This window comes from Ginsengibacter sp. (assembly GCF_057362405.1).
The window spans coordinates 1-19,364 of sequence record NZ_JBMQQG010000134.1; the positions used below are offsets into that span (position 1 = coordinate 1).

A 19,364-nucleotide genomic window follows, 5' to 3' on the forward strand; every position below is an offset into this window, starting at 1 on the left:
CTGGATGCTGCTGCATTATTTAATTTCCATTCGCAATTTTCTAAAGGATATAATTATAACAATGACGGTACTAAAGATCTTTTGTCGAATTTTCTTGCGCCGGGCTATGTATTGATAAGTTTAGGGTTGGACTATAAACCTGCCAAGGGCTTATCTATTTTTGTTTCGCCTATTACTTCGCGGTGGACTATTGTGGCTGACGATAGTTTGTCTGCCAAGGGTCAATACGGCGTGACTCCCGGCAAAAAAGTTAAAAACGAAATAGGTGCATTTGCAAGTATAACTTACATAGCAGACTTAAGTAAAACTATTAACTACAATGGCAGGCTTGATCTGTTTTCAAATTATGAACATAATCCCCAAAACGTTGATGTTATGATGAATAATATGTTCACAGCAAAGCTTTCAAAATTACTGACTGCGAGCCTCGGTCTTAATCTGATATATGATGATGATGTTAAACTTTTTGGGCCGAATCATGATTCACCCGCATTGCAATTAAAATCACTAATTGCAGTAGGGTTAAGCGTGAAGTTATAATAGTAACTATCTGGGATGGTTATACGAAAATAAAACCTTGGAAGAGCATGCGTTATAAATTTTCAATAATTCCTGCAATACCCTGGCCGCCGCCCACACACGCAGTTACGATGCCATATTTTTTATTAAGGCGTTTCATATCATTAACAATCTGAACTGTAAGTTTTGCACCTGTACATCCAAGCGGATGTCCCAAAGCAATAGCGCCGCCATTAATATTTACTTTAGAAGGATCCATCTCTAAAGTTTTAATTACCGCAAGCGCCTGCGATGCGAAAGCCTCGTTCAATTCAATTAAATCTATTTGTGATAAATTCATTCCTGCTCGTTTCAGAACTTTTGGAACAGCTTCTACGGGGCCTATACCCATAACCCGGGGATGAACACCTGCACTAACACAATGGACCAGGCGTGCAATTGGCTTTAACTTTAATTCGTTCATCATTCTTTCGCTCATCACAATTACGAAAGCAGCGCCATCACTGGTTTGCGAAGAATTGCCTGCAGTGACAGTTCCACCCAAAGCAAATGCGGGTTTTAATTTTGCAAGTGCCTCCATTGAAGTATCGGCCCGTACACCTTCATCGGTGTCTACAACAAAGGTTCTCTTTTGCTTCTTATTATTTTTATCAACATAAATTTCTTCAACAGGCATTGGGAGTATACCACTTTTAAAAAAGCCGTTAGTAATTGCATTCATTGCTTTTTGATGCGAATGAAAACTGAATTCATCCTGCAGCTCGCGGGTTACTCCATATTCTTTTGAAACTGCCTCAGCAGTTAATCCCATTCCTAAATAATAATCGGGTGTCTCGGAAGCCACCGAATATGCTGGCACTGTTTTCCATCCTGACGTAGGAACCATAGTCATGCTTTCAGTACCACCTGCGATAATACAATCCGCCATTCCGGTTCTTATTTTTGCAGTGGCAATAGCAATTGTCTCCAACCCGCTGGCACAGTAACGGTTAACTGTCATGCCTGGAACTTCAATGCCCAATGCCCTTACACTGATCATTCTGCCAACTTGCAAGCCTTGCTCAGCTTCAGGAACTGCGTTTCCAACTATGAGGTCATCTACTCTTTTGCTATCAAGTTCGGGTACGCTTGCCAGTAAGCCTTTAATAACGTCAACGGCTAAATCATCCGGACGATAAAATCTAAAACCACCTTTTTTTGATTTAGTGACTGCGGTTCTGTAACCTGCTACTATATATGCTTCCATGAATCTTTTTCTTAAAAATGTTTAGCAATTTAATTCTTATCTCTCAAAAAGAAATGTTTAAAATAATGTTGCAAGTCCTCAATTTTTTTGAATAGCCGGTAACATTTTTTGAGTGTATTAATTTAAATAATTTCCTACAATTGGCACTCTTCTTCCTACTCCAAAAGCTTTAGGAGAAACACGAATTATGGGACAAAACTGGTTCCTCTTATATTCATTTTTATTTACCATGCTTAAAATTCTATCCACGAGACTCGCATCAAAACCTTGCGCCTTTATTTCGTTTGGCCCCTTTACCTTTTCAATATACTGGTATAAAATTTTATCAAGGATATCATATTCCGGAAGGCTGTCACTGTCTTTTTGTTCAGGTCTTAATTCCGCGGATGGGGCTTTTGTAATAATATTTCCCGGAATGATTTCCTCATCGGTATTAATAAATTTGGCAAGCTCATACACTTGTGTTTTATAACAATCTCCAATTACTCCCAGGCCGCCGGCCATGTCTCCGTACAAAGTACCATAGCCGGTTGCGAGCTCACTTTTATTGGAAGTGTTTAATAAAATATATCCGAACTTATTGGCAAGTGCCATTAATAAATTTCCTCGTGTGCGGCTTTGTATATTTTCCTCGGCAATATTAAAGGGCAAGTTTTTAAAATAAGGTTCAAGTTCTTTTATGAACTGGGCATATATATTTTTAATTGGAATAATATCGTACTGATTACGCAAATTTTTGCTGAGCTGCTCCGCGTCGTGAACGGAATGAGATGTTGAAAATTCAGAAGGCATTAAAACTGCTCTTACATTTTCTTTACCCAAAGCTTTACAGGCTAATGCCAATGTTACAGCACTATCAATACCACCACTGCTGCCGATAATGGCTTTGGTAAACTTCATTTTTGTAAAATAATCTTTTATTCCTAAAATGATTGCCTCGTATACCTGCGAAATGTTGAGTTCAGGTATGTAGTACAATGGATCAAGCTGCATAACCGGCAATGCATTGGCCGGTTCAATTACAGGTGCGTTTATGCTACCGTTAGTAGTAACTTCTATTTCACCCATTTCTTCTTTAAACTGAGAAAGCTGGCAACATAAATTGGCATCTTTATCAAATACAAGCGATGCGCCATCAAATACAATTTCGGTTTGACTGCCGACTGCGTTACAATAGATAAGTGGAATCTTGTATTTTAAAACGTTTGCTTTAATAATTGCTTTCCGATCCTCAATGTGAGTGTAATCAAATGGGGATGCGGAAATATTAATCATCAAATCTGGCTCTTGATCCATTAAAATATCCATCGGGCAAATTCTGTATAATGGGTTATCGCCCAGGTTCCAGATGTCTTCACAAATAGTGAGCGCTATTTTTTTGCCTTTAAAGTCTATTACGTTCCAGTTATAGGCAGGTTCAAAATATCGGTATTCGTCAAATACGTCATAATTAGGAAGGCAGGTTTTATGAGCAATACTTTTGATTTCTTTGTTATAGAGAAAAAAAGCAGCATTAAAAAGATCCTTGCCTTCCCTTATAGGATTGCGGTCCGGAGAACCAACTATCACAGCTATTTCATCAGCATATTCTTTAATAATATCAATACTTGCGTAACACTTATTTATAAAATCATTAAAGTCGAGAAAGTCCCTCGCAGGATAGCCACAGATGCACATTTCGCTGAAAACTATGATATCGGCTTTCCTTGCCTTTGCAATATTTATTGCCTCAATAATTTTTCGGGTATTACTTTCAAAATTGCCAATATGATAATTCTGTTGGGCAAGAATAATTTTCATGATGCAAAATTAGGAGAATAAAATTTCAAAGGTTTTTTCAATTAACAAAGTGATCTGTTTTTTTTTCCTTTTATTTGGGGTATGAAGAAAATATTGATTCCTTTGACGTGTGTTATTATTGCTGTTTCATGCAGAAGCAACAAAAATATTCCTGATGTTTCTGATATTAAAGTGGACCTGGAAACCAAAAGGTATGAGCAGGATTTTTTTTCATTAGATACTATGAATATTGCTTCTTCTATAAACTCTTTATTAAAAAAATATCCCCGGTTTACTCCTGATTTTATTCAAAATATTTTGGGGCTCGATATGGATAGTTTGTTGATTCCCGGAAACGCCCAGGATATTGCCATCCGATCATTTATACATGACTACAGCCTTGTAAAAGATTCTTCGGATCTGAAGTATAAGGATTTCAGCAACGAAACCGCTGAAATAAAAAAGGCGCTCCAATTCGTAAAATATTATTTCCCTAAATACAAACTGCCAACGTCCCTAATAACTTTTATCGGGCCTATTAATGCCAATTTTGAAACTTCGTTTGGTACGCAGGGCGATATTCTTACTTTGGAAGGCCTAGGGATTGGATTGCAACTTCACATGGGCAAGAATTATTCGTTGTACAAAAGTGTGGAAGGGCAGGAGCAATATCCTGATTACCTTGCTAACAATTTTGATGCGAAGCATATAACGGTTAACTGTATGCGAAATATAATTGACGATTTATACCCCGATAAAGCAGATGGAAAACCACTGATTGTGCAGATGATTGAAAAAGGTAAAAGAATGTATCTTCTTACTAAATTTTTACCAAACACCCCGGAATATATCTGTTTTAATTATACCGAAAAGCAACTAAAAGACTGCTATACCAACGAAGCGGTCATATGGGATTTCTTTTTAAATAACGATCTCTTGAATAATTCGGAACAAAGTACTATCAAAAATTATATTGGGGAAAGCCCGAAAACACAGGAGTTGGGAGAAGATTCACCTGGCAACATCGCAACATTCAGCGGGTTGCAGATTGTAAAGAAATACCTGGAAAAGTTTCCTGAAACAACTTTGCCGGAACTAATGAGAACTGATGCAAATGAAATTTTTACGAAGACAAAATATAAGCCGAGAAGTTAGTTCAGCTTTAAAGGGACAATCATTTCAAAAGCAGGGATATTTACAAGAAATGTTTTTTTGTTATTGCTGTTTTCCATGAAATAAATGCCATGCATTTTACCCATTTCGCTCCTTAAATTACAGCCACTAACATACTGATATTTTTCTGAAGGATTTATGTGAGGTTGAACTCCAATAACACCTTCACCTTCCACCTCACGGTGCTCAGCGTTACTATCAAAAATATACCAATGCCTTCTTAATAACTGAACCGGGAACGGGTTATTATTTTCAATAGTTATGCGGTAGGCGAACATAAATTCGCTGGTAACAGGATTGCTATATTCCGGCTGATAAAATGTTTCAACACTTATCTTAACGCCTTCTGATATTTTAGAAATCATACCTTGGTGGTTATTTAAAAGTTATTAAAACTTAATACAATATACTAATGATATTCCTTTTGGTATTTTTTAATTAGATCGATAATACCAAACTATATTTTTTTTGCTCTTTTGTAGCCGGTTTTAATAAGCCATTGCAAAATCTTTTCCCTGTTGTCGCCTTGTATAATTACTTCTCCATTTTTTACAGAGCCGCCCGTGGCACAAAAAGATTTCAGTTGCTTACCTAACGTTTCCAGGTCCACTTCTGTGCCCGCAAATCCTTCAACGAGTGTTACCGATTTACCACCCCGGTGTTTGGCGTCCAGCCTTACTTTCAGCAATTGTTCCTGAACCGGCAAAGTCTCTTCTTCTATCTTTTCTTCCGGCTTTAAATTAGCATCAGTTGAATAAACTATGCCATTCATATTATATAACTTTTTCTTTGGCATATTATTGTATTATTTCGGCTTTTAAACTTAAATCTACGCTTTGCGCCTGGTGGATGATAGCACCGCTTGAAATAAAATCAACTCCCGTGGCTGCATACAATTCCATATTCTCATAATTTATACCGCCACTTGCTTCAGATTCATACGCCCCATTAATTATTTTTAATGCTTCTCTTATTCCATCAGGAGAAAAGTTGTCCAACATAATTCTATTGACTTTTCCAATACGCATTACTTTTTTTACATCTTCAATGTTGCGTGTTTCAACTTCAATTTTCAATCCGGGCTTGTGCTCCTGAACATACTGCCATGCCCTGGTTATGGCAGGTTCAAGCCCGCCGCAATAATCAATATGATTATCCTTAAGCATGATCATGTCGTAAAGGCCGAACCGATGATTATAGCCACCTCCAATTCTCACAGCTTCTTTTTCTAAAAGCCGGAAGTTAGGAGTTGTTTTGCGTGTATCGAGTAATTTAGTATGATAGCCTTGTAACTTATCAGTGTATGTTTTTGTTAGAGTGGCAATGCCACTCATACGCTGCATACAATTGAGCACGAGACGTTCGGAAGTTAGTATGTTGAAGATTTTTGACTCTACTTCAAATGCGGTTTCACCAGGTTGCATTTCATCGCCGTCTTGCTTAAATTTTTTTATAGTTGAAGTTGAATCTGAATATGAGAATATTTTTTCGGCCACATCAACTCCGGCTAATATCCCTCTGTCCTTTATCTTAAGACTTGCTTTTCCCCTTTGCGTGATATCAATACATGCTAATGTGGTATGATCGCCGTCTCCTATATCCTCCGCCAACGCACATTGAATAAGTTGGTTAAGTTTTTTTTCGAAAGTCTCAGGATAATTCATAATAACAAAAGTATTAAATGCGTATGAAAGGTGAACGTTTAGTTAAACTAAAAACCCGGTATTACCGGGCTTTATCAATAAATAATTCGATAGATTATTTTTCAAAACTAAGCGACTGAATTACTTCTGCCGATCCCTTTAGTTTGATGAAAATTGTTGTGCGAAAGATTCCATTGACGGTTTTTAAATTACCAATACAATATTGAGAACCTGAATTATTACTTTTATGAAGAATTTCAAAATCCTTTACTGTGTTAGACGCAAAGAAATTGTGTAAGACAAGCTCAGCTTGAGTTTTGCTGTACGAATTGCTTTTTTCGGGAAGGGAAATTTCAACGGTATTATCAAAATATTTTGAAACCTCCTGGGCATCGCCGGCCTTTATCGCTTTCACAACATCATCAAATGATTGCGCCATGAAAGAAGAAGCTAACACGAATAATGCTGCAGAAAGTAAAAAATATTTCATAATAAAATTCTATTGGTTTACTAAAGTTTGCTAAAAACATGCCAACATAAACAAATATTTTTTAGTTAAAAAATATCGTTCCATTTTACATTAAAATTAAACAATTTACGGTTTGTTAAGATTGAATAATTAGCTTTGGAAAATGGAAGCAAAAAAAGTTATTTTAATAATTATGGATGGATGGGGTCTTGGAAAAAAGAAAGAGAGCGACGCAATACAAAATGCGAATGTTCCGTTCGTAAGTTCCCTTTATAAAAAATATCCGAATTCTACATTGGTCACCTGCGGCGAAGCGGTTGGTTTACCAGCTGGCCAAATGGGAAACAGCGAAGTTGGTCATCTAAATTTAGGCGCAGGCCGCATCGTTTACCAGGAACTGGAAAGAATAAATGTTGCAGTTAAAAATGGTGAATTTCAAAATAATAAAATACTCCTTAATAGCCTCAATCATGCAAAAAATAATAACAAATCTTTGCATCTTATGGGGCTCGTTAGTGACGGAGGTGTTCATTCTCATATTAACCATTTAAAAGCTATCACATCGCTTTGTAAAGAAAAAAATATTGAAAATGTTTATGTTCATGCGTTTACGGATGGCCGTGATACTGACCCAAAAAGCGGATTAAATTTCCTAAAAGATTTGCAAAAACACCTGGATGAGACTACTGGTAAAATTGCAACTATTACAGGCCGATATTATGCCATGGATCGTGATAAAAGATGGGAAAGGGTGAAGATCGCGTATGATGCAATAGTGCATCGCACGGGTCAAGTCACGGACGATATATTTTCGGCGATATCTTCCTCATATGAAAGAGATGTTACTGATGAATTTTTATTACCCATTATTAATTCTAATACGCCTGGTTCAGCCATTAAAGACGGCGATGCCGTTATCTGTTTTAATTTTAGAACAGACAGGTGCAGGGAAATCACCGAAGCACTTACTCAAACTGCTTTTCCGGACTATAATATGAAACCCCTACAGCTTGACTATACGACAATGACGATGTATAATCATACTTATAAAAATATTCACGTAATATTTGAGAAGGATGATTTATCGAATACTCTGGGAGAAATATTTGCTGCGAATAATAAAAAGCAAATCAGGATTGCTGAGACCGAAAAATATCCACATGTGACATTTTTCTTCAGTGGCGGTCGTGAAGTTCCATTTGAAGGGGAAAAGAGGATTATGATTCCATCTCCAAAGGTTGCGACGTATGATCTGAAACCACAAATGAGCGCTTATGAAGTTACTGATGCATTATTGCCTGAGATAAAAAATAAAACAGCTGATTTTATTTGCTTAAACTTTGCAAATACAGATATGGTAGGACATACCGGAGTTTGGAATGCAGTTATTACCGCGGCAGAAACAGTAGATAAATGCGTGGAAAAAATAGTGACAGCAGGTTTGGAAAATGGATACACCATATTTTTAACTGCAGACCATGGCAATGCAGATTATATGATTAACGAAGATGGAACTCCTAATACTGCCCACACCTTAAACCTGGTTCCTTTCTTTATTATTGATAAAGACTGGAAAGGCGAAATAAAAAACGGAAAACTCGGCGATCTTGCACCAACCATTCTAACAATGATGCATCTTCCCATACCTCCACAAATGACGGGCGAGGTTTTGATTAATCCATAAATGATAAAAATAATCAAAACGATATTAATGGTTTTACTTTTAGTGCTAAATAATATGCGATTTATCTGATCCCAAAAAAATATTTCTGAAGGTATAGCAATAAACTATATTTTTCTGAAGTGCACCATTCCCACAGAAGTCAGTTACAATAAAAAGTTTGCTGAGGCGACAGCATATTGATTTGACCACTGCATCAAGAAAGCAACAAAGATGTTTCCCTGTTAGTTGGGCGCATGCTCAAAAGGCCTGTGCATTTCAAACATTCCACGAAACGATTAGCACTTGCATCTGGCAAAAATTTTAATAAGCAATATCATAGAAATCTGTCGCCTATAGGTTTGATTTTTGCCGCTACAATAGTTATTTGGATGACTAGTTTGATTACCAGCGGATTATTTTTATTTGCCATGCAGCTTTTGTAGCTATATTTTGTCCTATCTTAGTAGGGTTAAACCACTCAAAAACTATGACAGAAGAGCTAATGATTCAAGGTTGTCTTGATAACATGGCTACTGCGCAGGAGGCTTTGTATAATCGTTTTAGCCCACGAATGTTAGGGGTGTGTTATCGTTTTGCACGAAACAGGGAGGATGCCGAGGATATGATGCAGGAAGGGTTTATTAAGGTCTTTTCTCAGATTCACCAGTTTAGAGGTCAAGGAGCACTGGAAGGTTGGATCAGAAGAATTATTGTACACACGTGCATAAATGTATTAAAGAAAAATAAAAAGTTTACTGATAGTGTAGATATTTTTCACGCTAACAGTATCTACCTGAACGAAAATAATATCCCTTCGATTTTGATGGCGAAACAGGTTGTTGAATGTATAAGATTGCTGCCGGTGGGATATAAAACAGTTTTGAATCTTTATGCTATCGAGGGTTACTCGCATAAAGAGATTGCAGCGATACTTGATATTGAGGAAAGCACCAGCAGGTCCCAATATACGCGGGCGAAATCGATGCTTGAAGATGTTCTTTTGAAAAAGAAGATTATTCAACAGCCAAGGGAGAAGGTAAGGATGGTATCAGGAAGTAGCTAGTATTATTTAAAAATGATGTTAACCTATATTACCAATAACTGAAATTATGTGAATGATGGAACGCAGATTTTCGATGAATGATTTTGAGCATTCTTTAAAGGAACATGCGGATGATTTTAAGATGATTCCTTCAAAGAGAGTATGGCACGGCATATATAACGACATGCATCCGGGAAGAAGATGGCCTTCAGTTACGATGTCGCTCTTGTTAGTGTTTACGCTGGTAGTTATTGGACATCTCAATACTCATAACGGATACAAAACAGTTAATTCTAAAGATCTTAATGTCCAGTCTAATAAGATTACAAGTAATTTAAATTCTGGAGAGAATTCAAGCACTAACCAAAAAATCGCCTTTACAAAAAAAGCTTCCCGTATCGCTGGCGATAAGAGTTTAGCAGAATCACAACAAAAAGGCATAGCACCGCAGGAATCCAATGATCCTGGCCCTCACCTGTTACAGAATAAAACCGTGCAGTTAACTTCGGATGATTTGGCAATTCAGAATTCAAAAGCCGCTATTCAATCAGAAAATACATTGTTTGGTGGAAATGAGAATCCTTCTCCTCAAGTTGATGCAAAGTCTAATAAAAATATTGAAAATAGGAGTTTCGATTATAATAATATTCAATTACAAGATAATGACGCCAATCCCATAAAATCAGACGGGACTATAAAAGAAAAAATTGCTGTAGGTATTGAAAATGATCTACAATCAGATCGTCAAATTTCCATCGAAAATTTAAATCTGATTTCAACGAAAGTTACGGGCGACATCAAGAATGTTCAGGATATAGAACAAAAGAAACCAAAAAACGATTTAGCTAAGAAACCGGAACAAAAAAAGAATGATAAAATAAGCTGGGTCTATTTTGTAGCTCCACAGGTTAATAGTGTTTCATTTAATGGCCAACCAATTAGGCCATCAAATAACAATAATACTCCTGCTGTTGCTATTAATGCCGGCAACTACAAAGTGTTACATAATTCGGCACTTGGTTTTGAAGCAGGTGTTCAAATAAATAATTCGGTTACCAGGAAGCTTTGGATTACTTCCGGCATACACATTACTTATTCAGGATATAATATTACTTCCAATGAAGTGCATCCAACATTTGCAAATTTGTTTTTGAAAGATCCTGCAACTGGCGATGTGTATTCGAAAAGCTATATTACCCATTATGGGAATGGAACCGGACAAACAGCGGTATCGATACGAAATTATAGCTTGCAGGCATCAATACCTTTAGGATTGCAATACGAGTTTGCCGGAAGCGATAAAATCAAGTTCAATACTTACGCTAATTTTGAACCTTCTATTGTGATTAAGAGTAACGCTTATATTCTTTCATCCGATGGGAATAATTATGTTAACGATCCTGATTTATTGCGGAAATTTAATATGAATAGTAATTTTGGCGCTTTCATTACATTCAATTCTGCCAAATTCAAATGGCAAATTGGCCCGAATGTGAGATACCAGTGGCTCTCAACTTATAAAGAAGATTACCCAATCCAGGAGCACTTAATTGACTACGGGATAAGAATTGGTATTTCCCCACTTAGAAAATAATTCCGATTTGCCGGTTTAACTTCTTTATAGTAAAGTCTGATGTTTACTCTTCTTCAACGGCTCTTTTTTATTAGTAATTTTGCAGATGCAGAAAATTTTTAAGGCAATTTGTGTCCTTCCCATATTTTTTTTAGCTGCTTGTCACAATAAGGAATCTAAACAACCGCAAAGTGTTAATAACACCCAGGAATCGCAGCCATTTTTTCCTGTAACAAATTTTCTTTTAGGACAGCTTAATGAAATCGACAATATGCCCGTTACGCCGCTTAAAATAACTATCAATAATGGCAAGCGCGACTCTGTCTGGTTGAAAAAAAGTGATATAAGGCCTTTTGCAAAACCTTTTCTCAGTCCCATAATAGATTCAATCTCATTGCATGAGTTTTTCGAAGAAGAATCTTTTATGGATCAGACTATAAATGCAGTTACTCTTTCTTATGACCCCCTAAAAAAGTTGCCCGATTCTATGAAATTAACTCATTGGGATGTTTATATAGATCCTCAAAATGGAACAGTGCAAAGGGTTTATATTGTTAAAGAAGAGTCTGCGAATGGAGTCACTTTGACAACGCAGTTAACCTGGAAAGTCAATAAATGGTGCAGCATCAGAACAATCGAACAACAATCAAAAATGGCGCCGGGGATTAAAGAAGAAATCCTGAAATGGGAATTTGATGACTAAGTTTCTGTTGATTTTAAAGGCATTAATGGAATTAATATTATGACACCAGAAGTATTTCAAACTATAATAAGAACACTGCCGGTTGAGCCAGGGATTTATAAATATTACGATTGCAAAAATGAATTAGTCTACGTAGGTAAGGCAAAAAATATTCGCAAGAGGGTAAGTTCTTATTTTACAAAAACATTTACGGGGTATAAAACGCATGAGCTTGTAAGAAGAATTGCACGAATAGAATTTACTATTGTTGATAGTGAGCAGGATGCTTTTTTACTGGAGAATTCATTGATAAAACAATTCCAGCCGAGATTTAATATTAACCTAAAGGATGATAAATCCTATCCATACATCGTAATCAAAAATGAACCTTTCCCCAGAGTTTTTCTGACAAGGTCTAAAATTAACGATGGCTCTCAATACCTTGGGCCCTTTACTTCAGTTGGCAAAGTGCGGGAATTGCTTTTGTTTATTAAACAAAATGTGCAGCTGCGTACCTGTAAGCTAAATCTAACGGACCAGAATATACGCAAAGGTAAATTTAAAGTATGCCTCGAATATCACTTAGGTAATTGCAAGGGCCCTTGTGAAGGTTTACAAACGGCTGAAGACTACGCCGATGGCTTGGCAAGGCTCAAAAATCTCATGAAGGGAAATCTGAATCCCCTTATCCATCATTTTAAGAATGAGATGGAACAGTGTGCGGCAGATATGGAATTCGAAAAGGCAGAGATTATAAGAAAAAAGATTGAACACCTCCAAAATTACAAAGCCAAGTCGCAGGTCGTAAATGAGCATTTAGGCACTATGGATGTTTTTTCCATTTTGAAGGAAAATGATACTGCATATGTAAATTACCTTATGGTTAGTGAAGGTACCATCGTTCTTACAAAAACAATCGTTCTGGAGCAAAAGCTGGAAGAGACTGAAGAGGAGGTTTTGTTGTTTGCAATTGGGTACCTGCGCAACACCTTCAAAAGTGAAGCGAAAGAAATCATCGTTCCATTCGCATTTAATTATCCGGAAGAAGGGGTGGTACTTACCACTCCAAAAACCGGTGATAAGAAAAAATTATTGGAATTATCTGAAAAAAACGTGAACTATTTTGTTGAAGAATTACAGCGAAAGAAAATGCTTAGGCTCGAAGGAAAATCCGATAAAGAAAAACACAACACTTTATTGCAATTGCAAAAAGACCTTTGCTTGCCTGAGGTGCCGATACGCATTGAATGTTTTGACAATTCCAATTTCCAGGGAAGTTACCCGGTTGCTGCAATGGTATATTTCGAAAATGGCGTTCCCGACAAAAGTCAATACCGGAAATTTAATATAAAGACGGTTTCGGGAATAAATGATTTCGCCAGCATGAAGGAAATTGTAACGCGGCGGTATAAGAGACTGAAAAGCGAAAATATATTGCTGCCGCAACTTATAATTATTGATGGGGGAAAAGGGCAGCTAAATGCGGCAGTGGAAGGTTTAGCCGAGATTGACCTGCTGGGAAAAACAACAATGATAGGCCTTGCAAAGAATGAAGAAGAAATTTTTTTTCCGGGTGATCAACAATCTATAAAATTACCCTGGGATAGTGAGAGTCTTAAGCTCATACGAAGAATAAGGGATGAAGTCCATAGATTTGGAATTAACTTCCATCGTAATCAACGTAGTCGGGGCACATTTGTAAATGAACTGGAAATGATAAAGGGTATTGGAAAGAATACCGCAGATACTCTTTTAAAAAAATTTAAGTCGGTGAAAAAAATAAAGGAGCTAAGCCTCATTGAACTTGCAGAAGTGGTAGGCAATTCAAAGGCCGAAATTATTGTTAGCTATTTCGATGGAGTTCAAAATAAAGCGAATGCAGCCGCGGATAAATAGTAAGAATAAAAAAGGGCCAGGATGAAAATCCAGCCCCGTTTAAAATCCAATATCCTATGAAAAACCGCGGTAAAAATAAGGGGAAAATCATTAGCTATATGTTTCTCGTGCATTAATAATTTTCCACATTGCAATCTTCTGCAAATAAAAAAAGGAAGCAAAATGCTTCCCTTTCATATTTTGTTAACAAAGTTATTTTAGTAGCTCCACAGATTCTGCTCGTAATCAAAAATCTTATTTTGAATATTTTCACCCTCAAGCAACTGTAGAATTCGGTTATCTTTTAAACCTTGTTGCTGCGACAGAAACTGGTCGAAAGGATTATCCAATGTACTCTTAATGATTCTACCGTAGAACATTCTGCTTTCAAAAAGCTCTTCCCAGCTCATGCGGGCGCCATAATTTTTACCATTATACACTTCATATTTTGCAAATATGGGTCTCATATCGGGGTAATATACCCAGAAAAGTGGTGCTTCGCCAAGGTTTAATCCTTGTGAAGTGATCACATTTTTTAAAGGTGCAATACCCAAGATTCTCCAGAATAGTCTCGAACTTTCTTTATCAAAAATTACTTCTTCCTTTATTTCGAATTTATAAAAGGAATCAAGATTTACTTCAGGATTGGTTTGTTTATAGCCGGTAACATTCCCCAATGAATCATACATGGGAACAGAAACTGGTTCACCCGCGATCGTTTTAGCAACTTCAGCTACCGTCATCGGTGTCGTAAATCTGTCATCAGTTGGATTGAAAACGGTAACACCACCATTGTCAGGGCCATCCTGGATCGCCTTGAATAATATTGAGATGAAACGCTGATTGCCGTTATCTTCATTTGCTGAATACCGGAAAGGCAAATTCATTTTTTCACGGGTATCAATTTCACGCCACACTTTTTCGCGGTAAACGGCATCATCTTCCCGTAAATATTCATAAGGCAACGGAGTTCTGTCTTTTACGAGATTGCGTTCTATCGCGTCATCCGGGCGTAGTGACTTCTTTACAAAAGTAATGGGTAGACTATCAATCTTTGGAGCAGCCGGTGCTATAACAACTGCAGTGTCAACCTTGGCGCTCGGGTTAATATTCGCCTTTGTCTTTGAATTAGTCGTACGTTTAGCCGTAGTTCGTTTTTTCACGCTACGCGTGGTAGCGGGTTTCTTCTTCTTCTTGGCTTGTGCATCCGCAACGTTGACAATTATGCCTAAACAAAGAGTAAGCGCTAAGCATTTCACCATAATATTTTTCATAACCTTTTATATTTATTCTTTAGTATAATATGAAACCTGGGCCCGGTATTGACATCACGGGACCACCTGGTCCTTGTACCCTTACATTATCGAAATTTATTGATGTACCAGGAATGCATTTTGCTAATAGGGATGAAATTCCGGCCAGACTTCCGCCTGTTATGCTTGCTTGCTGCACACTAGGAAAATTAGCGCCAGAAAAATACACGGTAGCACTTACAATATTATAACGATACTCAAAATCGAAGTTCTTCAATTCAGCCCTTGCAAATTGTTGATTTTTGAAAATAACAGATTGAACTCTTCCTCCTTCACTCGGTCCTACCATTAAGATCGGTGGTGGTATATTTTTTATTCTAAAAGGAAAAGTATTTGCCTTCCCGTCTGCATTTACTGTGATGCTGGCGTTACCCGGAGCAGTTACTCTTACATTGAATTTACCCGGAGCGCCACCAGAGGTTAAGCTGCCTCCAGTCATTGAAACCTTAGTTTTATCCCAACCAGTTCCAGAGTTAATAGTAACCGGATTATCAACGCCAATATAAAATACATTCATTTTATCAAGCATTACAGCCGCACCACCTGGCGTCCCAACTGTATATTTAACAGGTACCGATTTCGTTTGTATCTGATTGTTTTCGTCTCTAAATGTTACGTTTACATTAACTGTATGTTCACCGGGACCGCTCACAGCCGTAGTGTAAGTTCCCTGGCCATTGGCAACTGGCACGTTACTACCATTAATTGATATTGATGGTGCCGCCGCAGAACTATATGCGCCAACGCCAGCAGTAATTTGTAGTTGTTGTCCAGGCATTAAGTATGTGGAATTTGTACCTACCAATACACCTGTTTTATCCATGTGGACTTCTACTTTCCCAATTTGGGTATGGCAATAAGTTACTATTTCGTTTTCAGCATTTTTAATATTATTCTGAAACTTACTTAGTATCGTAATGGCAGCAATTGTTGGCGTCATGTGGAAAAATGATTGGGTAAAATTCTTGTTGTGGCCTTCAATTGATCGAGGAGGGTTTGTGCTAACAGGAAATTGATGCTCAAATGCTGCATTGATTGCAGGATCAAGACCCAACATGTCTTTCTTATATTGGTCAAGTCTTGCTTGCAACCTTGGTCCTTCTCCTTTTGTTTCAAACATTCTTGTTGAAGCGTCGAGGTTATCTGCCCTGAAGTCCTCAATGCTATCGGTAGTTCCAGGAGCTGGGGCCTTCATTCGAAGATCGGCTGAAATTTTAAGGGCCAATTTCAAGCTATCAAGATATTTGTACATCGCGTCAGAATAGCCTTCAGCTTTAGTAGCTAAAGGCGCCCATATCATGGCTTTGTCATGAGACTGGGGTTCTGCAAGCTTTTCTTTGAGGGACGCAAATAAATTATTATTTGACGTAGATATGTTGTCATTAGAAGTTTCCAAACTTGTATTTACAACTTTGAATGCACTAATTACCTCATTTGATACATTCAAGGCAAGGATGGCGGTCAGTACTAAGTACATCACATTGATCATCTTTTGCCGCGGTTCTCTGGGTAATGCCATGGTATTTAAATTTTACTTTGGTTTTTGGTTTTGGATTTCTTATTTAAATAATTACCTACCCTGCATGGCGCTAAGCATGTTTCCATAAACATTGTTTAACTTGGTTAGATTACCAGCTAAAGCGCTTATTTGCTCTTTGGTAGATTGTGCATCTTCCACAGTTGATATCATCACTTCACTAGCTTGTGCCATTCTGCCATAGAAACTGTTAAGAGTTTTCAGGTGATTATTACTTTCATTAAGTTCCAATTCATAAATAGTGTTTAATGATCCAAGGTTTTTAGTAAGAACCTGAACCTGGTCATGAAATCCTTTGGCGCTATCCGCAGCGTTATTGAAGTTACTCATTGTATTCGCGGAGTTTACATAAGCTTCTTTCATCATGCCAAGTGCCGAAGTAGCTTCCTTGGTTTTTGCGGAAAAATCTCCGGTCGATTTTACAACGTCGCCTACTTCTCCAAGATGAGAGACTGTAGTGCCTAACTTCTGAAAATTATCACCAAGCTTCTTCATGTTAGCTGGTGTGATGTCTGCTTCCATCAACATTTTATCCATTGATGCTAATGCAGGATTGCCTTTAACTGTTTCTGCTGCCGGTGCGCCATGATCGTGCCTTTGAGGTTTTACCCATTCAATAGCAGCGTACACGAGGAAGATACCTGTTTCGGTAAACATACCTACTCCAAGTAATGTATCAGCATAAGACTGGTGTGTTAATTTTGCCCATGCAGCGAAAATTACGACAGCTGCGCCGGCGCTAACTAAAACGTCGATAAGGGTCAGGAAGGTTCTTTTTGGTTGGGCCATGATAATTTAGATTTTAAATTTTAATGTTTAATTGGTTAGGTTTATAAAATACAAAGCCCATATTAAATCACTATTAATACAGGCCAGTAAGTTTTTTGCTAAAGATTTTTTCTATGGAATAATATTTATTTTTTACCTTTTTTGCTGGTAACTGGTGGTAAATCGATAACACAACGGAATCCGATATAAGATTTAGCGGTATCCTGATATTCGTATTGTCTGGTGCTTGTTTGTAAAAAATATCCTACATCTTTCCAACTGCCACCGCGGATAACTTTACGCTTCATTCGTGGGGGATCCTGGTCGGTAGCATTCCAGCGAATATCCGGGTTCATATCGTGCTGAAAATTGTAACCGCCTTCGTAATATAAAGAAGAAGTCCACTCGGATACGTTGCCTGCCATGTTATATAAGCCAAAATCATTAGGCCAATAAGCGTCTGCACGCACCGTATAAAAACCGCCATCTTCAGGATAATTACCTCTACCCGGCTTAAAGTTGGCAAGTAAACATCCTTTTCTGTTCCTCAAATATGGGCCACCCCATGGATACGGAGATTGTGATCTGCCACCCCTTGCTGCGTATTCCCATTGAGCTTCAGTTGGCAATCGGAAGGGAGATTCAGTGCTCCTGTTTTTATTTATCAAGAATGAATTCAATAAGTGAGTTCTCCATTCGCAAAATGCAGTTGCCTGTTTCCAGTTCACTCCCACAACAGGGTAATTACCGAAAGCGGGATGGCTGTAATATTGCTTGGCCATTGGCTCATTATATGAGTAAGCAAAATCTCTAACCCACACTAAAGTATCTGGGTAAACCGGTATATCATACCTTACAATAAACTTTCCGCGAGGAACATTTGCATTTTCTCTTTTGGCTGCTTCTTTAAAATCAAACGTTTCGGAATGATACATTATTTTTTGAGGATCAAGTTCCTTCCTTCCGAAAATTCTGTTATCAGGCGTCACAATCATAGCATCTATTTTTTCCATAGTTGCTTTGTCGTTCCATTTGATAGTGGCTATTTTCTTCCAATCTAATGCTTCGGTACCGCTACTTGGGTCTGCTTTTACATATCCCATCAGCTTACCCGCGATAGAATCTCTCACCCAGTTTGTGAACTGGCGATATTCGTTGTTAGTAATTTCTGTAGCGTCCATCCAAAACCCGCTGATAGAAACTTGTTTATTTCTAGCAGTAAACGCATAGTTAATATCTTCATCACTTGGTCCCATGTGAAACGTTCCTGGTGGAATATACACCATGCCGGGGGGTTTTGGTAGAATGTAACGGTTGGATGGCGCGACACCATGCAACTGTCCATCGTTGGCAAGACCTTTCGATTTGCCGGATTTACCACACCCGGATAAGATAAAAATAGCTAAAACGGCTATTGCAGTGAATAATTTGGTTTTCATTGTTTTTTACTTTGAGGGTAAGGACAAATGTAATAATTAATTTTATTTAAATACATGACAGCTTACTATTATCGAAATATGAAATTCATTAAATAATACTGCCCATCAACTTTATCAAACGGCCAGATATTTTAATTATTGTAGAAAAGTAGTCAAATATTTTGATTTCAGTACTTATAAAGCGCAGAAAATTTTCATGGGATTTATGTGAAAATAAAGCTACGATAAAACAGAATACAAAAATACAGTGGAATTGTTTTTTTTAGTTAAAATCAGTTAAAGATATTAACATTGATGCTTTTATAATAAGAAAGATAGTTGGTGCTGAGTAAAATACCTACCGGAATAATTTAAGGATTCTTAACAAAACAGTGCGAAATTCTTTTAATCCCAGTTTCTATTTAGATTTATTCCGATGATTGGAACACGCGTTATAATTCATTTCATCAAACATTTTAATGGTAAATTTGCACTCTTTTTTATTATGGCAAAGGCGAACAAGCAGAATTTAGAATCGGGAGAACCTACCGACGAAACTATTGAAGTATTTGGCGCGAGAGAGCACAATCTCAAAAATATAGACATCTCCATTCCAAAAAATAAGTTGGTCGTAATCACGGGGATAAGTGGAAGCGGCAAATCA

General features: G+C 37.4%; 16 protein-coding genes and 1 pseudogene. 7 read left to right on the top strand and 10 right to left on the bottom strand.

Going from position 1 to position 19,364, the window contains the following annotated elements; all coding sequences use genetic code 11:
- A pseudogene (locus ACO1O5_RS10960) lies at nucleotides 1–540 on the top strand (DUF3078 domain-containing protein); the annotation flags it as partial.
- A 52-nt stretch (nucleotides 541–592) separates the two neighbouring features.
- On the opposite strand, the gene ACO1O5_RS10965 reads toward ACO1O5_RS10960, so the two are convergent.
- On the bottom strand, nucleotides 593–1,765 hold the full coding sequence (locus ACO1O5_RS10965; RefSeq protein WP_486270124.1) for a thiolase family protein: 1,173 nt from the start codon (nucleotides 1,763–1,765) through the stop codon (nucleotides 593–595).
- 117 nt (nucleotides 1,766–1,882) lie between these two features.
- Nucleotides 1,883–3,565, bottom strand: coding sequence for an NAD+ synthase (locus ACO1O5_RS10970; protein WP_486270126.1), 1,683 nt, complete (start codon nucleotides 3,563–3,565; stop codon nucleotides 1,883–1,885).
- Nucleotides 3,566–3,646: 81 nt separating this feature from the next.
- Here ACO1O5_RS10970 and gldB point away from each other — a divergent pair, with 81 nt between their 5' ends.
- A complete protein-coding gene (gene gldB / locus ACO1O5_RS10975; RefSeq protein WP_486270128.1) occupies nucleotides 3,647–4,699 on the top strand; it encodes a gliding motility lipoprotein GldB in 1,053 nt (350 codons plus the stop codon).
- Here the strand turns inward: gldB and apaG are convergent.
- The 4 genes from apaG to ACO1O5_RS10995 all read right to left on the bottom strand — a co-directional run bounded on the left by apaG (nucleotide 4,696) and on the right by ACO1O5_RS10995 (nucleotide 6,850).
- Nucleotides 4,696–5,082 (bottom strand): Co2+/Mg2+ efflux protein ApaG, encoded by a 387-nt coding sequence (apaG, locus tag ACO1O5_RS10980; RefSeq protein ID WP_486270130.1) that lies wholly within the window; start codon nucleotides 5,080–5,082, stop codon nucleotides 4,696–4,698. The genes gldB and apaG overlap by 4 nt on opposite strands.
- Before the next feature lie 92 nt (nucleotides 5,083–5,174).
- Entirely contained in the window at nucleotides 5,175–5,513 is a 339-nt protein-coding gene (locus ACO1O5_RS10985) for a translation initiation factor (protein WP_486270132.1), read from the bottom strand.
- A gap of 1 nt (nucleotide 5,514) precedes the next feature.
- On the bottom strand, nucleotides 5,515–6,381 hold the full coding sequence (gene nadC, locus ACO1O5_RS10990) for a carboxylating nicotinate-nucleotide diphosphorylase (RefSeq protein WP_486270133.1): 867 nt from the start codon (nucleotides 6,379–6,381) through the stop codon (nucleotides 5,515–5,517).
- A gap of 94 nt (nucleotides 6,382–6,475) precedes the next feature.
- Nucleotides 6,476–6,850, bottom strand: coding sequence for a DUF4783 domain-containing protein (locus ACO1O5_RS10995; RefSeq protein ID WP_486270135.1), 375 nt, complete (start codon nucleotides 6,848–6,850; stop codon nucleotides 6,476–6,478).
- 142 nt (nucleotides 6,851–6,992) lie between these two features.
- Between ACO1O5_RS10995 and gpmI the strand changes: the two genes are divergently transcribed.
- The 5 genes from gpmI (at nucleotide 6,993) to uvrC (ending at nucleotide 13,685) form a co-directional block, all read left to right on the top strand.
- Nucleotides 6,993–8,513, top strand: coding sequence for a 2,3-bisphosphoglycerate-independent phosphoglycerate mutase (gene gpmI / locus ACO1O5_RS11000; RefSeq protein WP_486270136.1), 1,521 nt, complete (start codon nucleotides 6,993–6,995; stop codon nucleotides 8,511–8,513).
- Between the two features lie 466 nt (nucleotides 8,514–8,979).
- Nucleotides 8,980–9,555: an RNA polymerase sigma factor gene (locus tag ACO1O5_RS11005; RefSeq protein ID WP_486270138.1), complete on the top strand. Its 576-nt coding sequence runs from the start codon at nucleotides 8,980–8,982 to the stop codon at nucleotides 9,553–9,555.
- A 52-nt stretch (nucleotides 9,556–9,607) separates the two neighbouring features.
- Nucleotides 9,608–11,128: a hypothetical protein gene (locus tag ACO1O5_RS11010; protein WP_486270139.1), complete on the top strand. Its 1,521-nt coding sequence runs from the start codon at nucleotides 9,608–9,610 to the stop codon at nucleotides 11,126–11,128.
- Between the two features lie 85 nt (nucleotides 11,129–11,213).
- Nucleotides 11,214–11,810: a hypothetical protein gene (locus ACO1O5_RS11015; RefSeq protein ID WP_486270141.1), complete on the top strand. Its 597-nt coding sequence runs from the start codon at nucleotides 11,214–11,216 to the stop codon at nucleotides 11,808–11,810.
- A 39-nt stretch (nucleotides 11,811–11,849) separates the two neighbouring features.
- A complete protein-coding gene (gene uvrC / locus ACO1O5_RS11020; RefSeq protein WP_486270143.1) occupies nucleotides 11,850–13,685 on the top strand; it encodes an excinuclease ABC subunit UvrC in 1,836 nt (611 codons plus the stop codon).
- 197 nt (nucleotides 13,686–13,882) lie between these two features.
- Here the strand turns inward: uvrC and porN are convergent, their stop codons facing one another.
- The 4 genes from porN to porK all read right to left on the bottom strand — a co-directional run bounded on the left by porN (nucleotide 13,883) and on the right by porK (nucleotide 18,721).
- Nucleotides 13,883–14,938, bottom strand: coding sequence for a type IX secretion system ring subunit PorN/GldN (gene porN, locus ACO1O5_RS11025; protein ID WP_486270145.1), 1,056 nt, complete (start codon nucleotides 14,936–14,938; stop codon nucleotides 13,883–13,885).
- A 19-nt stretch (nucleotides 14,939–14,957) separates the two neighbouring features.
- Nucleotides 14,958–16,496, bottom strand: coding sequence for a type IX secretion system motor protein PorM/GldM (gene porM, locus ACO1O5_RS11030; RefSeq protein WP_486270147.1), 1,539 nt, complete (start codon nucleotides 16,494–16,496; stop codon nucleotides 14,958–14,960).
- A gap of 51 nt (nucleotides 16,497–16,547) precedes the next feature.
- On the bottom strand, nucleotides 16,548–17,303 hold the full coding sequence (gene porL / locus ACO1O5_RS11035) for a type IX secretion system motor protein PorL/GldL (RefSeq protein ID WP_486270149.1): 756 nt from the start codon (nucleotides 17,301–17,303) through the stop codon (nucleotides 16,548–16,550).
- 125 nt (nucleotides 17,304–17,428) lie between these two features.
- Nucleotides 17,429–18,721, bottom strand: coding sequence for a T9SS ring complex lipoprotein PorK/GldK (gene porK, locus ACO1O5_RS11040; RefSeq protein ID WP_486270151.1), 1,293 nt, complete (start codon nucleotides 18,719–18,721; stop codon nucleotides 17,429–17,431).
- Nucleotides 18,722–19,364: the final 643 nt, after the last annotated feature.